Below are 17,460 nucleotides of genomic sequence, written 5' to 3'. Positions count from 1 at the left end.
TTCCTGTATGGACCCATACGTGTAGGCGTATGCTGGTGTATACGGGAGCTTTTTTTTGAATAATTTTATAGGATAGAAAAAATGAGCGAACAACTGATCAGTCACATAAAAGGAGAGCGCGAGAACATGCAACAACGATCACAACTTCACAATAATCGCAAAAAGAGGATAACTAGCCTCATTCCACTCAATGGTCCATGGAGAAACGTCGTGGATACGGTATCTATCATTGTAGGTTCGTTTTTAATTGCAGTGGCCTTTAATTTATTTTTATTACCAAATCAGATCGCTTCGGGTGGGGTGTCCGGGTTATCAATTCTGGGCAAGGAATGGCTTAATTGGGAGCCGGCATATACCCAATGGGCAATTAATATCCCACTTTTGATTGCGGGTTTCCTGCTCATTGGCAAGCAGTATGGTGTTCGCTCGGTATTGGGCAGTATTGTCCTGCCACTGTTAGTTTATCTCACGAAGGATTGGACCATTCCAACAACGAATCCGCTACTTGGTTCACTGTATGGTGGGATTGGTGTTGGTTTAGGGATTGGAATTGTATACCGAGGTAGAGGATCAACAGGTGGCATGAGCATTCTTGCCAGAATCGTACAGAAATACAGTGGATTGAGTTACTCGCTGTGTGTAGTCATCATGGATGCTACGGTTATTATTATGGCTGCTTTTGTATTGTCGTTGGAGCAGTCCCTCTATGCGCTGATTGGGTTGTATGTTACTGGTAAAGTGATCGATGCTGTTGAGATGGGGCTGGGCTTTTCAAAGGTGGCTTATATTATCTCCAACCAGACCGAAGCGATTAGCAAAGTGATTCTGGATGACTTGGATCGCGGATTAACAAAGCTGGAGGCAAAAGGCGGTTACACCGACGACCAACGAACCGTACTGATGGTAGTGGTTGGGCAAAATGAAGTGCCAAGACTCAAGGCATTGATCCGGTCTGTGGACCCGGGAGCTTTTGTCATTATCAGTAACGCGCACGAAGTGCTTGGCGAAGGTTTTAAGCGGGGAGAACATGTGTGAAAGGGTTGAAAACTAGTGATTGAGCCCGTAGGCTCATACGTTTGGAAGTTCAAGACAAGAAAAAAACAGGTACATCTTTTCTCCGAAATGACGGGAGAGGATGTGCCTGTTTTTTTACTATAAATATTGACCGCTACAAAATCGGAGATAGCAGACGGGAAATGGCTTCTTTGAAGCGGATAATGAAACTGCGTTTTTGGTATTCATCGAGCGTCATTTCCCGCGATACATGCAGGTCGTGCTCAAAGGTTTGTACAAGTGCTGTCGCAATCGCTTCATCATACATAAAGGCGTTAACCTCAAAGTTTAACCGGAAACTGCGGTAGTCAATATTGGCGGTTCCCACGGATGCAACCAAACTGTCAATGATAAGTGTTTTGGCATGAATGAAGCCATTATCATATATAAATACTTTGGCGCCCACTTTCAACAACTCACCAATATAAGATAACGTAGCCCAATATACAAAGGCATGGTCGGGTTTATTTGGAATCATGATGCGAACATCAATGCCGGACAGACACGCGAGACGAATAGCTTCGAATACACTGGCATCCGGGATAAAATAAGGAGTTTGAATCAGAATCGAATGTTTGGCCCCGTTAATCATCTTAAGGTAACTGTTCTTGATATGCTCGGTCTCTGCATCAGGTCCACTGGAGACAATCTGCATGGCAATCTTTCCTGTGCCCTCAATATGAGGGAAATGCGCCGGAACATAAGGTGTGTCGTGTTGCTTGGACGCTTCATTCCAATCTAGGAGAAAACGGGTCTGCAGCGCATGAACGGCATTCCCCTGAATACGCAGATGTGTGTCACGCCAGTAACCGAATTTGGAGTTCAAGCCAAGATACTCATCTCCAACGTTAAACCCGCCTGTGTACCCCAGGTTACCATCAATGATGACAATCTTACGGTGGTTCCGGTAGTTCATACGCAAGTTGATCAGACTGAATTTGGAGGGGAAAAAGACTTCAACCAAACCGCCTGCTTCGCGCAATTCTTTGAAAAAACGTTTTGATACCCGCCGTGATCCGAGCGCGTCATACAGCAAACGAACTTTGATGCCTTCCCGCGCTTTGCGGATGAGTGCATCTCGAATTCTTTTGCCCAGACGGTCGCCTCTATAAATGTAGTATTGTACGTGCACATGATCCTGAGCCGCTTCGATGTCATCCAAGAGCCGCTGGAATTTATCTGTTCCATCCGTAATGATCTCGACCGCATTATCTTCCGTCACCAGAGCACCGTTCTGCTTCAGGTTCATATAGATCATGTCCTGGCTAGTCTCGGTTGCTTGGTTGCGGAAAGGTGTGCGGTTATCGTGCAACTGCGTGAGCTGGGCTTCAATACGTTCCTCTAGCCCGAGCTTCTTACGTTCCTTCCACTGGAAAAGCCGGTATCGGGTCAGGTTCTGACCGGTTAAAAGATAAAGTACAAACCCAAACACCGGAATAAAGTTCAAGACGAGCAGCCAAGCCCATGAAGCGCTGGCATCCTTCCGTTCGAAGAAAACGACTGCTGCCGCAAAAATAATATTCAGGCCAAGGAGTACAATAAGTAAAATGGATTCGATATGCACTATAGTCCCCCACGTCTCATAATGACCATCATGAATCTATTCATATGTCCTTGGTAGCAGGTTAGTTATGAATGAGACCCTGATTGTAATGTTTCCTACTAATACGTATTTTAACAGATGTATACCTATTCGTCCCGGATGAGAAAAAAAGATATGTTCGGATTGGATGGAAATCCATGTGAAATTGATGATAGAGTGTTGTATTTATATAACCAGAGTCGTATAATAATACACAAATATGCATATAAGCGACGGAATTGCTGTGTTCAAGTATCCTTCAGACAAGGACATAGCACAAGTAGCGCATACATCGAGATTGGGGGAGCGAGAGTGAATAACAAATTAAAAGTAGCAATCGTCGGTTCCACCGGCTACGGCGGGGTGGAGCTGATTCGTTTTTTCCAGAACCATCCGCTGGTTGAAATCACATCGGTGATCTCATCATCGAGCAGTGGTGAGTCCATCGCAGATGGATTTCCGCATTTGACGGGCGTGATTCACAGGCCACTCGACGGTGTAGATCCGGCTGAAATTGCGAGTCGTGCGGATCTGGTATTCACAGCGACCCCGTCCGGCGTAAGTGCTAAGCTCGTACCAAGCCTGCTGGCAGCAGGACTTAAGGTGATTGACCTGTCTGGCGATTTCAGACTTAAGGATGGAACAGTGTACGAAGAGTGGTACAAACATCCGGCGCCTTCAGCTGATTTGCTGGAACAAGCAGTATACGGCATGGCTGAGGTGTATGGCGAAGAAGTGAAGGGACAGAATTTTATATCCAACCCAGGTTGTTATCCAACGGCTACACTTCTTGGACTGATCCCTGCTGTAGAGGCAGGCTGGATTGATCCTTCTACTATTATAATTGATGCTAAATCAGGCGTATCCGGAGCGGGACGTGGAACAAGTCTGACAAATCATTATGCAGAGATGAATGAGAATCTCAAAGCCTACAAACTGAATAAACATCAACATATTCCCGAGATCGAACAAGTGCTTGGCAGTATAACGGGAACGCCTGTAACGGTTACCTTTACAACACATCTGGTGCCAATGACACGTGGAATTATGAGTACGATGTATGCAAACCTCGTTGGGGAACACAGCGACCGGGAGATCGTGGATTTGTACCGCAAATATTATGAGAACCGACCTTTTGTACGTGTACGTGAACCGGGCATCTGGCCTTCGACCAAGGAAGTGTACGGATCCAACTATTGTGATATCGGATTTGCGGTGGATTCTCGCACAGGGCGTTTAACGATTATTTCGGTCATCGACAACCTGGTGAAGGGTGCTTCCGGGCAAGCGATTCAAAATATGAACCTGATGATGGGATGGGAGGAGAACCTCGGGCTGAACATGACACCGGTATATCCATAAGGGATTGGAATTCAGGAGGAGCACTGGGACATTCGGTGTAAAGTGCTTTCTCGGAGTCACTTAGGGAGAACGGATCGGGTTAAGCAGGCGGATCATCAGCATATAGCTGAACGCATACGGGGGATATGATATGGGAACGAATGTGGAGCAACAGACTTTTACCGTGGTTGAGAACGGAACAATTGTAACCCCTGGGGGATTCACTGCTGGTGGACTTCACTGCGGATTGAAAAAGACATCTCGTAATGACATTGGAGCGATCCGTTGTGATGTACCGGCTACAGCTGCTGCTGTATACACGACGAACGTGTTTCAGGCGGCACCACTCAAAGTAACGCGCGAAAGCTTGAGCAACGGACGCCTTCAGGCTGTTATCGTTAACAGTGGTAATGCCAATGCATGTACAGGGCAACAAGGGGAAGAAGATGCTTATGCGATGCGTTCGGCGGCTGCTCGTGAGTTGGGTGTGGCAGAAGAAGACGTGGCTGTGGCATCCACAGGTGTCATTGGTGAATTGCTCAAAATGGATGCTGTACATTCAGGCATTACTGGTCTTCCAGCGCATATGGGCAAGGAGTCGAATGAGGCGGAGCAATTTTCACAAGCGATTCTGACAACCGATTTGGTAAAAAAGGAAGCTTGCGTCTCCGTTATAGTTAACGGTAAGACGGTTACGATTGCGGGAGCCGCCAAAGGCTCGGGTATGATTCATCCGAATATGGCGACAATGCTCGCTTTCATGACCTCTGACGCGGTCATTGGTGCAGAAGCGTTGCAGCGCTTGCTGCGCCAGGCAACCAATCATACATTTAACATGATTACCGTTGATGGGGATACAAGTACAAACGACATGCTGGTAGCGATGTCCAGTGGTTATGCAGGCAATGAAGAGCTGACGATGGAGCACCCGGATTGGGACGCTTTTGCAGCTGGATTCACCTATGTATGCCAAGTGCTGGCCAAAGCCATTGCTCGCGATGGTGAAGGAGCAACCAAACTGGTCGAGGTAGAAGTTACAGGTGCGGTAAGTGATGAATCCGCGCAAGCAATTGCCAAAACCGTCATCGGGTCCAGTCTGGTGAAATCAGCCATGTTCGGCGCTGACGCCAACTGGGGACGGATTATTGCAGCCGTAGGGCGTGCAGGACAGCCGGTGAACCCGGATACGGTAGATATTCGTTTGGGAGATATCTCCGTACTCGCACAGTCCCGCCCGGTCGTGTTTGACGAAGAAGCGGCCTTGGCCTATTTGCAGACTGATACAGTTCGCATTGTGGTGGATCTGCACCACGGCGAAGGGACGGCTACAGCCTGGGGCTGCGACCTGACGTATGACTACGTCCGAATTAACGCCGCATACCGCACGTAATAAACCTTTGGGGTAAAGGTTTTACGAAACAGCTGTCTTCTATTGTGAAGCTGTTTCGTGAGATGTTTCAAAAATTATCAATGAAATTTAAACTTGTTGTTTGGTGTTGGACATATAGCGATAGTAATGGAGAAGACGGAATTGATTCTGCAGAAGCGGAGCGGTCGCCTTTGTCTCCGGGTGTTCCCCTATATAGGGATAATTCAAGAAACCTAGAGACAACAGCGATCGAAAGAACAATCCGAATTCGGAATGGACTCCTACCAGCCTTTATGACCTTATAAAAGTGTTATATTTTTTTGAATATAATTTTTACTATGATAGGAGCTTGCCCTCATGAATTCAACAATGCCAAACGAGAGTACCGCAACGGAAGCGAGCACAGAGAAACAGATGTTTGTCATGAAATGTGGAGGCAGCACGCTGGCAGCATTGCCCGAGTCTTTCTTTGCGGATCTGCGTGATTTGCAGTCTCAGGGCACGCAACCGGTAATCGTGCATGGTGGAGGTCCTGCGATCTCGGATAACCTGGCGAAGCTTAGTATCGAAACCGAATTCGTTAATGGCCTACGCAAAACGACTGAACCTGTGCTGGACGTAGTGGAGATGGTGCTTGCAGGCAGTATCAACAAGCAGATCGTGCGCCTGATTCAGCGTGTGGGCGGTCGTGCACTAGGCTTGTCTGGCGTGGACGGTGGTCTGATTCAGGCTAAACCTGTTACAAACCACGCAGAGATCGGTTGGGTAGGCGATGTCACTGGTGTGAACGCAGAGATTATCCAAGGCATCGTGAACATGGGATACATGCCAGTTATCGCACCAGTTGGCGTAGATGCAACTGGACAACGCTATAACATAAATGCAGATACAGCTGCCGGTGCAGTGGCGTCTCATCTCGGCGTAAGTCGGATGATTGTCGTGACCGACGTTCCAGGCATCATGAAGAACGTAGGCGGCGAGAAAAAAGTACTGCCATCCGTATCTGTACAAGAGATTGAGGACATGATCCAGACCGGAGAAATCTATGGCGGTATGATTCCCAAAGTACGTGCAGCAATTGCATGTATTCATGGCCAAGTACGTGAGGTCGTCATCGTAGACGGCAGCGAACCCCAAATCCTGAGCCGAGTGCTCAGCGGAGAAATCATCGGAACAAGAATCATCCGTATGCAATAATTTGCTTGATACGCTAGGGTCTTAATAGTCTTATTTAAATAAAAAAATATGTGCACGATTTTTTTGTGAATGGGCATAACGCGATAACGGAAGAGTGCAGAGCCAATCTGAAGAAAAGACGCAAGAACGGAGAGGACAGAAATAACCTGAAGAAGCGAAGCGTGCGCCTTTATCCCCGGATTTCAACCTTCAGAAAATTTATCAAAGAAATCCGGGGATAACAGCGATCAGAAGGTTGTTCTGTCATCGAAGTGGAAGTATGCATACGTTCGGAAGATGGACTGCAATCGAAGTGGTCTAGTGTTATGTTTATTCACCTTAGGCGTGTACCAACCAATAAGGAGTGATAGGGTCATGGCAAAAGGCAACGAACAGCCAGGTTCTGGCACAGCGGTAGCGGGCGCAACAGCAACAGGTGCAGCGGCACAGACGGAAAGCTCGCTTTTCCAAACGTATGCACGTTATCCAATCAGTCTGGTCAAAGGTAAAGGCAGCTGGTTGTGGGATGACCAGGGCAACCGTTATCTCGATTTCATGTGCGGACTCGCTGTAACTAGCCTGGGCCATGCACCGGAGAAAGTTGGAGCCAAGCTGAAAGCTCAGATTGATGAGTTGTGGCATGTGTCCAACCTGTTCCAGATTCCGGGCCAGGAGAAAGCAGCAGCATTGCTGACAGCCAATACATGTGCTGACGCAGTGTTTTTCTGTAACAGTGGAGCCGAAGCGAACGAAGCAGCTATTAAAGTAGCACGTCGTTATCACCAGAAGGTGAAGGGTACAGATCGCTATGAAGTGATCACATTTGCTCAGTCCTTCCATGGACGGACACTCGCTACACTGACAGCAACCGGACAGGATAAGGTGAAAGAAGGATTTTTGCCATTGCCAGCCGGATTTGTAACTGTACCTTTGCATGATATCCCTGCCCTTGAAGCGGCAATTGGACCCAACACAGCAGCTATTATGCTGGAAATGGTTCAGGCCGAGGGTGGTGTATATCCGGTTGAGCCGGAATTCGTCAAACATGTACGGAAATTGTGTGACGAGCATGGGTTGTTGCTCATTGTTGATGAAGTACAGACCGGAATGGGACGTACAGGCAAACTATTCGCACACGAACATTATGGCATTGAGCCAGACGTGTTCACCGTTGCCAAAGGTATCGGCAGTGGTTTCCCTGTAGGCGCAATGCTGGGTAAAGGTTTCCTGCGGGATGCGTTCACGCCAGGTAGCCATGCGACAACATTTGGCGGAACACCACTTGCTTCATCCGTTGTGATAGCAACAATTGAAACGATGCTGGAAGATCGCTTGCCAGAGCGTGCAGCGGAGATGGGTGAATACCTGATGAGCTCCCTGCGGAATCGTTTAGCGGGTAATTCCTTTGTGAAGGAAGTTCGTGGCTTGGGATTGTTGGTCGGCATCGAATGTGCTGAGCCGGTAGGTGATATTGTGCTTGCTGGGCAAAAACGCGGTATTTTGTTCGTCTCTGCAGGACCTAATGTGATTCGTTTGCTTCCAAACCTGTATGTGAGCAAAGAAGAGATTGACGAGGCGGTATCCTTGGTAGCCACATTGATCGAAGAGCACGTAGCGGCGAAAGCCTAACATAAAAATGATAACCTTTCTGTCTCGGGGCCATTCCCGGCCTCGAAGCAGAACGAGATGATGAATCCCTGTAGCCGCGCGGTGAACTTGCAGAAGGCGGAAAAGAATAAACTTGAGAAGCACCAAGACAAAGTGTCAATGTGCTCTCTCTTCTGCCCATGCGGGTGCAGGGAACCGGAAATAAGGAGGACATTATACATGACAGCACAACAGACGGAAAAGATTCAGAAGATTGATCTGAGAGGCCGGGATTTTATCGAATTCACGGACTACACAGCAGAGGAAATTCGTTATCTGCTTGATCTCGCAATTGAGATTAAAGGCAAACAAAAAAGCGGTGTACCTTTTCAACCGTTGAAAGGCAAAACGATCGGACTTATTTTTGAAAAATCATCCACACGTACGCGTGTATCCTTTGAAGTGGGTATGTTCCAATTGGGCGGACACGCGCTCTTCCTGAGCAAAAATGATATCCAGCTGGGTCGCGGGGAAACAACACATGATACAGCCAAAGTATTGTCCCGTTACCTGGACGGCATCATGATCCGTACCTTTGGACACCATAATGTAACTGAACTGGCAGAGCATGCGGATGTTCCAGTTATTAACGGCCTGAGCGATGCAGCGCATCCTTGTCAGGTACTGGCAGACTTCCAAACGGTGCTGGAGCACAAAGGCAAGCTGGCAGGTCTGAAAATGGCCTACATCGGAGATGGCAACAACATGGCACACTCCCTGATGCTCGGTGCAGCGAAGATGGGTATGCATGTTGCTGTAGCAACGCCAGAAGGTTATGAGCCGGATAGCGCAGTTGTGGAGCAGGCACGCATTATCGCACAGGAGAGCGGTTCTGAAGTGACTGTAACCTACAGTGCACAGGAAGCTGCGAAAGATGCAGATATCGTGTATACGGATGTATGGGCGAGCATGGGCTTTGAAGAAGAGCAGAAGATTCGGGAGCAGGCATTTGCGGCATATCAAGTGGACGAGGAACTGATGAAAGGCGCGAAGGCGGACTACATGTTCTTGCATTGTCTGCCAGCACACCGCGGCGAAGAAGTGAGTGCCGGTGTAATTGACGGACCGAACTCCCTGATCTTTGATCAGGCGGAGAATCGCTTGCATGCACAGAAAGCCTTAATGGCTGCATTAATGAGCGAATAGATGCTATTTGCCTTTATGGGTTGATTTTAGGCGCAGATTTCGCGATGATAGATTCATCTATAATGTACTTTAAAAAGTTAATTAAATAAGAAGCATACACAAACACGGAGAGACAGAAAAAGCCTGAAGAAGCGAAGCGTGCACCTGAAAGCTTTTTGAAAGAAAGCTGCATCGGAAGCATAGGCTATCCCCGGATTTTACCCTTTGTCATAAAGGGATGAAAAAAATCTGGGGATAACAGTGATCGGAAGGATTTTCTGGCTCGTAGGATTCAGTGTATGAAGGCTCTGTTTAACTTAACTGATCTTGGGGAGGACCATCGAACATGGCTAAGGAAAAAATTGTACTCGCATATTCAGGCGGGTTGGACACATCTGTAATTTTGAAATGGTTGAAAGAAACATATGATGCAGAGATTATCGCTTTCACAGCGGATATTGGACAAAAGGATGAATTGGACGGTTTGGAGGAAAAAGCACTGGCAACAGGCGCTTCCAAAGTATACATCGACGATCTACGCGATGAATTCGCAAAAGATTTCATTTATCCGATGTTCCAGGCAGGTGCCCTCTATGAAGGACAATACCTGCTTGGCACAAGTATTGCTCGTCCACTGATCGCTAAACGTATGGTGGACATCGCTCGTGCAGAAGGTGCTACAGCCATCGCTCACGGCGCTACAGGTAAAGGAAATGACCAAGTTCGGTTTGAGTTGAACGCGGCTGCACTGACACCAGACATTAACGTAATTGCACCTTGGCGTCTGGAAGAATTCCGTAACCAATTCCCGGGACGTGCCGAGATGATCGCGTACGCTGAGAAACATGGTATTCCGGTAACCGCTTCTGCGGCTAAACCATACTCCACAGACCGTAACTTGCTGCATATCAGCTATGAGAGCGGTGTGCTCGAAGATCCTTGGTTCGATCCAAGCGCGGACGAGAACAAAGACATGTTCCTGCTGAGCAGTGCACCTGAAGATGCACCAGATCAAGCGGAATATGTTGAACTGGAATTCGAACAAGGTGACTGTGTTGCACTGAACGGTGAGCGCTTGAGCCCACTGCAAGTGATGGAGCAACTGAACGAGCTGGGTGGCAAACATGGTATTGGCCGTGTAGATATGGTTGAGAACCGTTTTGTTGGTATGAAGAGCCGTGGCGTATACGAAACACCAGGTGGAACAATCTTGTTCACCGCACATCGCAAAATGGAGTCCATCACGATGGACCGTGAAGTGATGAACCTGCGTGATAGCCTGATCACACGTTACAGCACACTCGTTTACAACGGCTTCTGGTTCGCACCGGAACGTCTGGCGCTGCAAGCACTGGTGACTGAAAGCCAGAAGAACGTTACAGGTACAGTTCGTGTGAAACTGTATAAAGGCAACATCATCGGCGCAGGCGTGAAAAGTCCTGTCAGCCTCTACAATCCGGACATCGCAACGATGGAAGCTGATCCAACGCAAGCCTACGATCAAGGTGATGCAACAGGCTTTATCCGCCTGAATGCACTGCGTTTGAAAGTAAACTCCGGCGTGGAGCAAAACAAAAACTAATTTCAACCTGCATCTATAGAGCTATATCAATATAAATGACAAGGCAGGCCGTTCTTGCACATCTGGCAGGAGCGGCTTTGTCCATGAGCGAAAGGGGAGTACTCACCGTGAGCAAGCTGTGGGGAGGACGTTTTACAAAACAAACCAATCATTTGGTTGAGGAATATACGGCATCGATCAATTTTGACAAGGCTTTGGCTGAGGAAGATATTCAAGGAAGTCTGGCTCATGTAACGATGCTGGGCAAATGCGGCATTCTGCCAGCGGAAGATGTAGAGACCATCAAAGAAGGATTGATCACCGTTCTGCACAAAATCCGTGCGGGCGAAGTGGAATTCTCCGTATCGGATGAAGACATCCACATGAATATTGAGAAAAACCTGATCGAGACGATTGGCCCTGTAGGCGGCAAATTACATACAGGCCGTAGCCGGAATGACCAGGTAGCAACGGATATGCACCTATACCTGCGCGAACGCGTGGTTGGATTTGTAGGCATGCTGCATTCCTTGCAGGAAGCACTGATTGGACAAGCGAAAGATAACCTCGATACGATTGTACCGGGTTATACGCATCTTCAACGGGCACAGCCGATCCTGTTCGCTCATCACCTGATGGCGTATGTATCCATGTTCCAACGGGATGCCGAGCGTCTAATGGACAGCTACAAACGCATTAACATCCTGCCACTGGGCGCAGGTGCGCTCGCGGGCACAACATTCCCGATTGACCGTCATTTTGTGGCGGAACAACTGGGCTTTGATGGGGTTTACGAGAACAGTCTGGACGCAGTAAGCGACCGTGACTTTATCGTTGAGTTCCTGGCAGCCGCTTCGCTGATCATGACTCACTTGTCCCGTCTGAGTGAAGAGTTGGTCCTGTGGAGCAGCACAGAGTTTGGATTCGTTGAACTGGACGATGCGTTCTGTACAGGCAGCAGCATTATGCCTCAGAAGAAAAACCCAGACGTTCCTGAACTCGTTCGTGGTAAAACAGGACGTGTGTACGGTAACCTGATCGGTTTGCTGACAGTACTGAAATCTCTTCCGCTGGCATACAACAAAGACATGCAGGAAGACAAAGAAGGCATGTTTGATACAGTAGCGACGCTGGAGGGTGCACTGCAACTGTTTGCTCCAATGATCGCGACAATGACAGTGAACAAGGATCGCATGCGTCAAGCGGTCAACCAGGATTTCTCCAACGCTACGGATATTGCCGACTTCCTCGTGGGCGAAGGCTTGCCTTTCCGTCAGGCGCATGAAGTGATTGGTAAAACGGTACTGTACTGCATCCAGAACAGCAAGTATTTGCTGGATCTGACGATTGATGAATTCCGTCAGTTCTCACCACTGTTTGATGACCGGATCTATGATGTGCTGCAACCGGAAGCGGTAGTTAACGCTCGTAATGTTTACGGCGGAACTGCTTCGGGTCAAGTCGCTGAAGCGATTGGACGCAGTGAGAAGGTACTGGAGATCACCGAGCAATGGATTACGAACCGCGGTTAATACCACCGCTACTATAAGGTACCCTTACAGATACAACAGTACAACAAAGAAGCAGGCCAGAGAACTTTGTTCTCAACGGCCTGCTTCTTTGTGTTGTACAGCGATGTGCTCTAGATATATTGAACTCAACCGCGAACGGAAGGTAGGTTGTTCTACTATCGGAGTACCAGTTTAGTTAATCGCGGTAGCTCCATTGTAATTCTCCACTAATCGCGCTTTTGTAAAGGCAACCATTTCAATACATCCTGAATCTTGGCATCCCAGTAGCCCCACTCATGTTCACCAGGCCCTTCCTCGTATGTCAGTTCGAAGTTCGTCTGTTCACAGGCTTGACGGAAGGTTTGATTATCCTCATACAGGAAATCTTCCGTTCCGCAGCATTGGTAGAGCAAAGGTCGAGGACTTTCGCTAGATTGGCTTTCTTTTAACAGATGAATCAGATCGTTCTCTGTACCCGCCACCTCTGGTCCGAAAATACGTTGTAACTCCGTCTGTTGCAATGCTGAGGATGCGTTTCTATCCATATGTGCAGACATATCGAGTGCTCCAGACAAACTGGCAGCTGCAGCATATTGATCTGGTTTACGAAGGGCCAGCTTGAACGCCCCATAGCCACCCATGGATAATCCGGCAACGAAATTGTCCTCCCGTTGGTCTGAGAGCGGGAAGAAAGAACGAGCAAGTGCCGGGAGTTCTTCACTGATAAAGCTCCAATAACGTCCGCCTTCTACCATATCTGTATAGAAGCTGCGGTGAACCTGTGGCATAACAACGGCGATCCCGAGGTTGGCCACATAACGTTCGATGGAAGTCCGGCGCAGCCAGATGGAATCATCATCAGACAGACCGTGCAGCAGGTACAGGGTTGGGTGCAGTCCTTTGCCAGTCACATTCTCCATACCGATCTGATTGTGGGTTTGTTGCGGCAGAATGACATGCATGCTGGTGCTAAGCCCGAGCGTATCCGAGTAAAAATCACATTTAATAAGTGCCATGAGTATAAGAAACCCCTTTCATAAGTTCGTTAACCACGTGTTCTGACATGAGACGATGGGATGGAAATCGGATGCCTGAGCCTCCAAAGTGTTTATATGTAACAGGTTATACGCATTACGCTTCCATTGCAATAACAAGATCTACAGTAGAAAACAAAGAATTTCACACCAGTGGTTAAAGTGGAAATCTGTAATCTGATCATTGATTTTTCAATCTGGTTTACAACGTAACAATGTTATGTTACACTCATTTCAATAAAAAGGGGGACCATATATGACGGATGATTTGATCTCCAAGAAAGAATTGTTGGACCTGACAGGAATCTCATACGGCCAGTTATACCGTTGGAAGCGGAAAAATCTCATTCCGGAAGAATGGTTCATTCGGAAGTCGTCCTACACCGGACAAGAGACTTTTTTTCCCAAACAACAGATTTTACTGCGCATTGACAAGATTCTCAATATGAAAGACGGATTATCGCTGGATGAGCTGGCAGACGTGTTTTCACCTACGTTGGGTGAAGTGGAGATGTCTGCAGAGCAATTGTTAGAGCGAAACATTGTTTCACAAATATCGCTGGATCTGTTAAAAGAAGCAGGTCGAGAACAATCGCTGTATGCTTTGGAGCAGATTATGATGCTCTACGTCCTTGATAAGCTGTTAATGAGCGGAGATATTACTCGGCAAGAGGGTGCGTTGCTGATCGAAGTGATGTCCGAACATTATTATCGTTTTACAGGCAAACCCAGCGAACTCGTGCTTATTCGTAAGATGGGTGTTCCTTCATTCATGCTGGTAACAGCAGGAACGGAGTTTTATTTTGACAATGGTGTGAAAGTGGTTCTTAGGCAGCCGATGGGAACATTTATGGAAGAATTAAAACTCAAATTAGGATAAGGAGAGGATCATCTATGGAAGAGCGGAATAAGCGGAATGATCTGAATGTGGCGGGCATAAGTCAAACGGCAGGCGGGAATTTTCACCGTGTATCTATTGATGGCATGGCTAAGGTGAACGGCAACCTGGACTGCACCTCTATGGAAGTGAATGGAACATTGAAGATGCACGGCGCTTTGACCTCCGAGAGTGCAGCGATTAACGGCATGTGCACGTTGAATGGACCTCTGACCAGTTCTCGTGTTCGGGTGGATGGCATGACGACGATTAACGGAGATCTCCATAGCCCTGAACTTGAAGTGAACGGAAAGTGTACCGTACGTGGAAGAGTAGATGGGGAACGAATTGATATTGGCGGTGTGATCGATATTGAAGGGGATGTCCAATGTGAGTCCCTGAATGTACGGGGCAATATTAAGATCAGCGGATTACTGAATGCGGGAACAGTGGAGATCAGGCTGTATACATCTTCTTCGGCTAAAGAGATTGGCGGAGAGCGTATCGATATTCGTCGCAAAGAACAACAGAATGGCTTTTGGAAAAGTATTGGTTTGGGCGGGACCCCTTCATTTAAGACATCCTTAATTGAGGGTGATGAGATTGTGCTGGAAGATACCGAAGCTGACATTGTTCGGGGGAGTAACATTTTTATCGGTCGCGGCTGTAACATCAGACTGGTTGAGTATTCAGGTGAACTTGAGGTAGATCAGGATGCCAAGGTGGGCAGCAGTCAGCGAATTTAAAGTTTGGATATGGAGAGAAAGGGATGGGATCGACATGAATAACAATCCTGGGCGTTCATTGGACAAAAAAATGGATATCAGCATCGTTGGTGATGGCAGTTCTTCTGGTGGCGTGTACGGCAAGATCAAGGTTGTAGGGGACGCGTCCTTTAACGACAATCTATCTTGTGATCGATTCAAATGTACGGGTACATCGGTCATATACGGATCGCTTGAATCCACAGATATTAAAATTACCGGAACCCTGACTCTAAAAGAGCGAGAGACCAGCAACGATGGTGAGGTTGGAATCCAGGCATCTGGCCTGCATACCAAAGCTGAGCATATAAAAGTGGTAGGTGAACTTCATCTGTCAGGGGATTGTCAGGCGGAAAATATCAAGCTGAACGGGCGTTTGACGATAGCGGGAATGCTCAGCGCTGAACACATGACGCTCAAAATCATGGGTCCATCCGAGGTCAAGGAAATGGGTGGTTCCATCATCTCGGTGAAGAGTGGCCGTTTGAATGACTTGTTTACGGGGAATAAATCAATTCTCAAGGCACAGATTATCGAAGGTGATGACATTGAATTAGAGAATACGGAGGCCGAGATTGTCCGTGGCGATAAAATAAAAATTGGTCCTGGCTGCCTGATTGGTACAGTGGAATACCGTTCATCTCTGCAAATTCATCCGCAATCGGAAGTTTTGCTGCAAAGCAATCGGTCCTTGGACTGATTAACGCAGACTTCTTTTCGGATATACTAATGCAGTCATATGAATAGAGCGTGAATGGAGAGATTGAGTACAATGGCTGCACGTAAAAACAGTATTGGATTGGTGCTGGCAGGGTTACTGCTCAGCATACTAATGGCTTCGATGGATAATACCATCGTGGCAACAGCTATGGGGGATATTGTCGGGAAGCTGGGTGGGCTCGACAAGTTCGTCTGGGTTACCTCCGCGTACATGGTGGCTGAGATGGCAGGGATGCCGATCTTCGGTAAGTTATCCGATATGTATGGACGGAAGAAGTTTTTTGTATTTGGTATTATTGTGTTTATGCTTGGCTCAGCGCTGTGCGGAACGGCAACGTCTATTGTGGAATTGACGATGTACAGAGCGATTCAAGGTATTGGCGCGGGGGCCCTGGTACCGATTGCCTTTACGATCATGTTTGATGTCGTTGCACCAGAATCTCGTGGTAAATTGGGTGGATTGTTTGGAGCCGTCTTTGGCCTCTCCAGCGTATTCGGACCTCTGCTCGGTGCTTACATTACCCAGTATGCGACATGGGAATGGGTATTCTATATCAACCTGCCGCTAGGCTTGATTGCATTTGTGTTTATTGCGTTCTTCTATAAAGAATCCCATCAGCATCAATCCCAACAGATCGACTGGCTGGGTGCTGTAACACTGATCGGTGCTGTTGTGTGCCTGATCTTTGGTCTGGAACTGGGTGGCAAAACATTTGCCTGGGATTCGTGGCAGATTCTTGGCTTGTTTGCCGGATTTATAGCATTAGCCCTGCTCTTCCTTTTTGCAGAGACAAAAGCCAAAGAACCAATCATCTCCTTCAGCATGTTCCGCAACCGGGTCTACTGGTCCAGTAACGTTATTGGTATGTTCAGTGGTGCGGCGTTCATTACAGCATCCGTGTACATTCCGATCTTCATACAGGGGGTACTTGGTGGTAAAGCGACCAACTCCGGTCTTGTGCTGCTACCCATGATGCTTGGGTCCGTTGTGACGGCATCCTTGGGCGGGGTGCTGATGACCAAAATCAAGTATCGTAATATCATGATCCCTACGTTAGCTTTACTTGTCATTGGACTTGGATTGCTGACCACACTGGATGAGAATTCTTCCCTTTGGACGATACGTATCTACATGGTGATGGTTGGTCTGGGTGTCGGTGCGTCGTTCTCTGTACTTAGCAATGCAGCCATGAACGCATTTGAACCGCAAAGGCGCGGAGCAGCAAGCTCCACACTTAACTTTTTGCGGTCCCTCGGCATGACGATGGGCATTACGATCTTTGGTATCGTACAGAGCCAGGTATTTACGCGTAAAATGAACGATGCTCTCGCTGGTTCAGCTGCGGAAGCAGGCGGTGCTTCAGCGGGTGGCGTGCCGCAGGGAGTGGACCTGACCGATCCGCATGCGTTACTCTCACCAGAACTCAGACAGGCGATTCCGCCTCAGGTGCTGGATACCATCACACATGCCTTGTCTTCTTCCATCGTGCAGTTATTTGCCTGGGCTGTCATTCCGGCTGCACTCGCGTTGGTCGCTTCCTTCTTCATGGGAAGAGAGAAGATGGTTGTAGGCGAAGAGCAAGGCGAATACACCGGCGGTCACTAAACCGTAATGCAGTAAACCGTAAGTTACGGTAGTAAAGCTAATCTCAGCTTGGTAAAACTCGAATAACTTTTCTTGAAAATGTAGAGACACACTT

Annotated in this window: 14 protein-coding genes; 12 read left to right on the top strand and 2 right to left on the bottom strand. The window is 47.8% G+C overall.

What is annotated here, in order from left to right; translation table 11 throughout:
- Positions 1-126: 126 nt before the first annotated feature.
- Entirely contained in the window at positions 127-1,035 is a 909-nt protein-coding gene (locus V6668_RS27235) for a YitT family protein (RefSeq protein WP_338707149.1), read from the top strand.
- Between the two features lie 133 nt (positions 1,036-1,168).
- On the opposite strand, the gene cls is transcribed toward V6668_RS27235, so the two are convergent.
- Positions 1,169-2,617, bottom strand: coding sequence for a cardiolipin synthase (gene cls, locus V6668_RS27230; RefSeq protein ID WP_338707148.1), 1,449 nt, complete (start codon positions 2,615-2,617; stop codon positions 1,169-1,171).
- Positions 2,618-2,947: 330 nt separating this feature from the next.
- Between cls and argC the strand changes: the two genes are divergently transcribed.
- The 7 genes from argC (at position 2,948) to argH (ending at position 12,386) form a co-directional block, all read left to right on the top strand.
- Positions 2,948-3,997 (top strand): N-acetyl-gamma-glutamyl-phosphate reductase, encoded by a 1,050-nt coding sequence (gene argC / locus V6668_RS27225; RefSeq protein WP_076328751.1) that lies wholly within the window; start codon positions 2,948-2,950, stop codon positions 3,995-3,997.
- Between the two features lie 130 nt (positions 3,998-4,127).
- Positions 4,128-5,366 carry a bifunctional glutamate N-acetyltransferase/amino-acid acetyltransferase ArgJ gene (gene argJ, locus V6668_RS27220; protein ID WP_076328752.1) on the top strand — a complete coding sequence of 413 codons (1,239 nt, stop codon included), beginning with the start codon at positions 4,128-4,130 and terminating at the stop codon, positions 5,364-5,366.
- Positions 5,367-5,702: 336 nt separating this feature from the next.
- The gene (argB, locus tag V6668_RS27215) at positions 5,703-6,542 is read left to right on the top strand and encodes an acetylglutamate kinase (RefSeq protein WP_338707147.1); all 840 of its coding nucleotides are present in this window, start codon (positions 5,703-5,705) and stop codon (positions 6,540-6,542) included.
- A gap of 354 nt (positions 6,543-6,896) precedes the next feature.
- A complete protein-coding gene (locus V6668_RS27210) occupies positions 6,897-8,150 on the top strand; it encodes an aspartate aminotransferase family protein (RefSeq protein WP_169479733.1) in 1,254 nt (417 codons plus the stop codon).
- Between the two features lie 198 nt (positions 8,151-8,348).
- A complete protein-coding gene (argF, locus tag V6668_RS27205) occupies positions 8,349-9,314 on the top strand; it encodes an ornithine carbamoyltransferase (protein ID WP_338707146.1) in 966 nt (321 codons plus the stop codon).
- A gap of 325 nt (positions 9,315-9,639) precedes the next feature.
- Positions 9,640-10,875, top strand: a complete 1,236-nt coding sequence (locus V6668_RS27200; RefSeq protein ID WP_017692004.1) for an argininosuccinate synthase — start codon at positions 9,640-9,642, stop codon at positions 10,873-10,875.
- A 107-nt stretch (positions 10,876-10,982) separates the two neighbouring features.
- Positions 10,983-12,386, top strand: a complete 1,404-nt coding sequence (gene argH, locus V6668_RS27195; protein WP_036612430.1) for an argininosuccinate lyase — start codon at positions 10,983-10,985, stop codon at positions 12,384-12,386.
- Positions 12,387-12,592: 206 nt separating this feature from the next.
- Here the strand turns inward: argH and V6668_RS27190 are convergent, their stop codons facing one another.
- Positions 12,593-13,381: an alpha/beta hydrolase gene (locus V6668_RS27190; RefSeq protein WP_076328756.1), complete on the bottom strand. Its 789-nt coding sequence runs from the start codon at positions 13,379-13,381 to the stop codon at positions 12,593-12,595.
- Positions 13,382-13,655: 274 nt separating this feature from the next.
- On the opposite strand from V6668_RS27190, the gene V6668_RS27185 reads away from it, so the two are divergent.
- The 4 genes from V6668_RS27185 to V6668_RS27170 all read left to right on the top strand — a co-directional run bounded on the left by V6668_RS27185 (position 13,656) and on the right by V6668_RS27170 (position 17,366).
- Positions 13,656-14,279, top strand: coding sequence for a YhbD family protein (locus V6668_RS27185; protein ID WP_074096600.1), 624 nt, complete (start codon positions 13,656-13,658; stop codon positions 14,277-14,279).
- Positions 14,280-14,293: 14 nt separating this feature from the next.
- The gene (locus V6668_RS27180) at positions 14,294-15,022 is read left to right on the top strand and encodes a polymer-forming cytoskeletal protein (protein WP_076328757.1); all 729 of its coding nucleotides are present in this window, start codon (positions 14,294-14,296) and stop codon (positions 15,020-15,022) included.
- A gap of 34 nt (positions 15,023-15,056) precedes the next feature.
- Positions 15,057-15,740 carry a hypothetical protein gene (locus V6668_RS27175; protein WP_076328758.1) on the top strand — a complete coding sequence of 228 codons (684 nt, stop codon included), beginning with the start codon at positions 15,057-15,059 and terminating at the stop codon, positions 15,738-15,740.
- 72 nt (positions 15,741-15,812) lie between these two features.
- Positions 15,813-17,366, top strand: coding sequence for an MDR family MFS transporter (locus tag V6668_RS27170; RefSeq protein WP_036667723.1), 1,554 nt, complete (start codon positions 15,813-15,815; stop codon positions 17,364-17,366).
- The last annotated feature ends 94 nt before the right edge of the window (positions 17,367-17,460 follow it).

The sequence above is a fragment of the Paenibacillus amylolyticus genome (assembly GCF_036894225.1).
GTDB classification, from domain to species: domain Bacteria; phylum Bacillota; class Bacilli; order Paenibacillales; family Paenibacillaceae; genus Paenibacillus; species Paenibacillus amylolyticus.
This window is presented reverse-complemented; position numbering and strand designations above follow the sequence as displayed.

What these genes read in the sequence shown, in the direction of transcription:
- V6668_RS27235 (WP_338707149.1), top strand. Translation starts at nt 127, where the DNA reads ATGCAACAACGATCACAACTTCACAATAATCGCAAAAAGAGGATAACT.
- argJ (WP_076328752.1), top strand. Translation starts at nt 4,128, where the DNA reads ATGGGAACGAATGTGGAGCAACAGACTTTTACCGTGGTTGAGAACGGA.
- argB (WP_338707147.1), top strand. Translation starts at nt 5,703, where the DNA reads ATGAATTCAACAATGCCAAACGAGAGTACCGCAACGGAAGCGAGCACA.
- V6668_RS27210 (WP_169479733.1), top strand. Translation starts at nt 6,897, where the DNA reads ATGGCAAAAGGCAACGAACAGCCAGGTTCTGGCACAGCGGTAGCGGGC.
- argF (WP_338707146.1), top strand. Translation starts at nt 8,349, where the DNA reads ATGACAGCACAACAGACGGAAAAGATTCAGAAGATTGATCTGAGAGGC.
- V6668_RS27200 (WP_017692004.1), top strand. Translation starts at nt 9,640, where the DNA reads ATGGCTAAGGAAAAAATTGTACTCGCATATTCAGGCGGGTTGGACACA.
- V6668_RS27190 (WP_076328756.1), bottom strand. Translation starts at nt 13,381, where the DNA reads ATGGCACTTATTAAATGTGATTTTTACTCGGATACGCTCGGGCTTAGC.
- V6668_RS27185 (WP_074096600.1), top strand. Translation starts at nt 13,656, where the DNA reads ATGACGGATGATTTGATCTCCAAGAAAGAATTGTTGGACCTGACAGGA.
- V6668_RS27180 (WP_076328757.1), top strand. Translation starts at nt 14,294, where the DNA reads ATGGAAGAGCGGAATAAGCGGAATGATCTGAATGTGGCGGGCATAAGT.
- V6668_RS27175 (WP_076328758.1), top strand. Translation starts at nt 15,057, where the DNA reads ATGAATAACAATCCTGGGCGTTCATTGGACAAAAAAATGGATATCAGC.
- V6668_RS27170 (WP_036667723.1), top strand. Translation starts at nt 15,813, where the DNA reads ATGGCTGCACGTAAAAACAGTATTGGATTGGTGCTGGCAGGGTTACTG.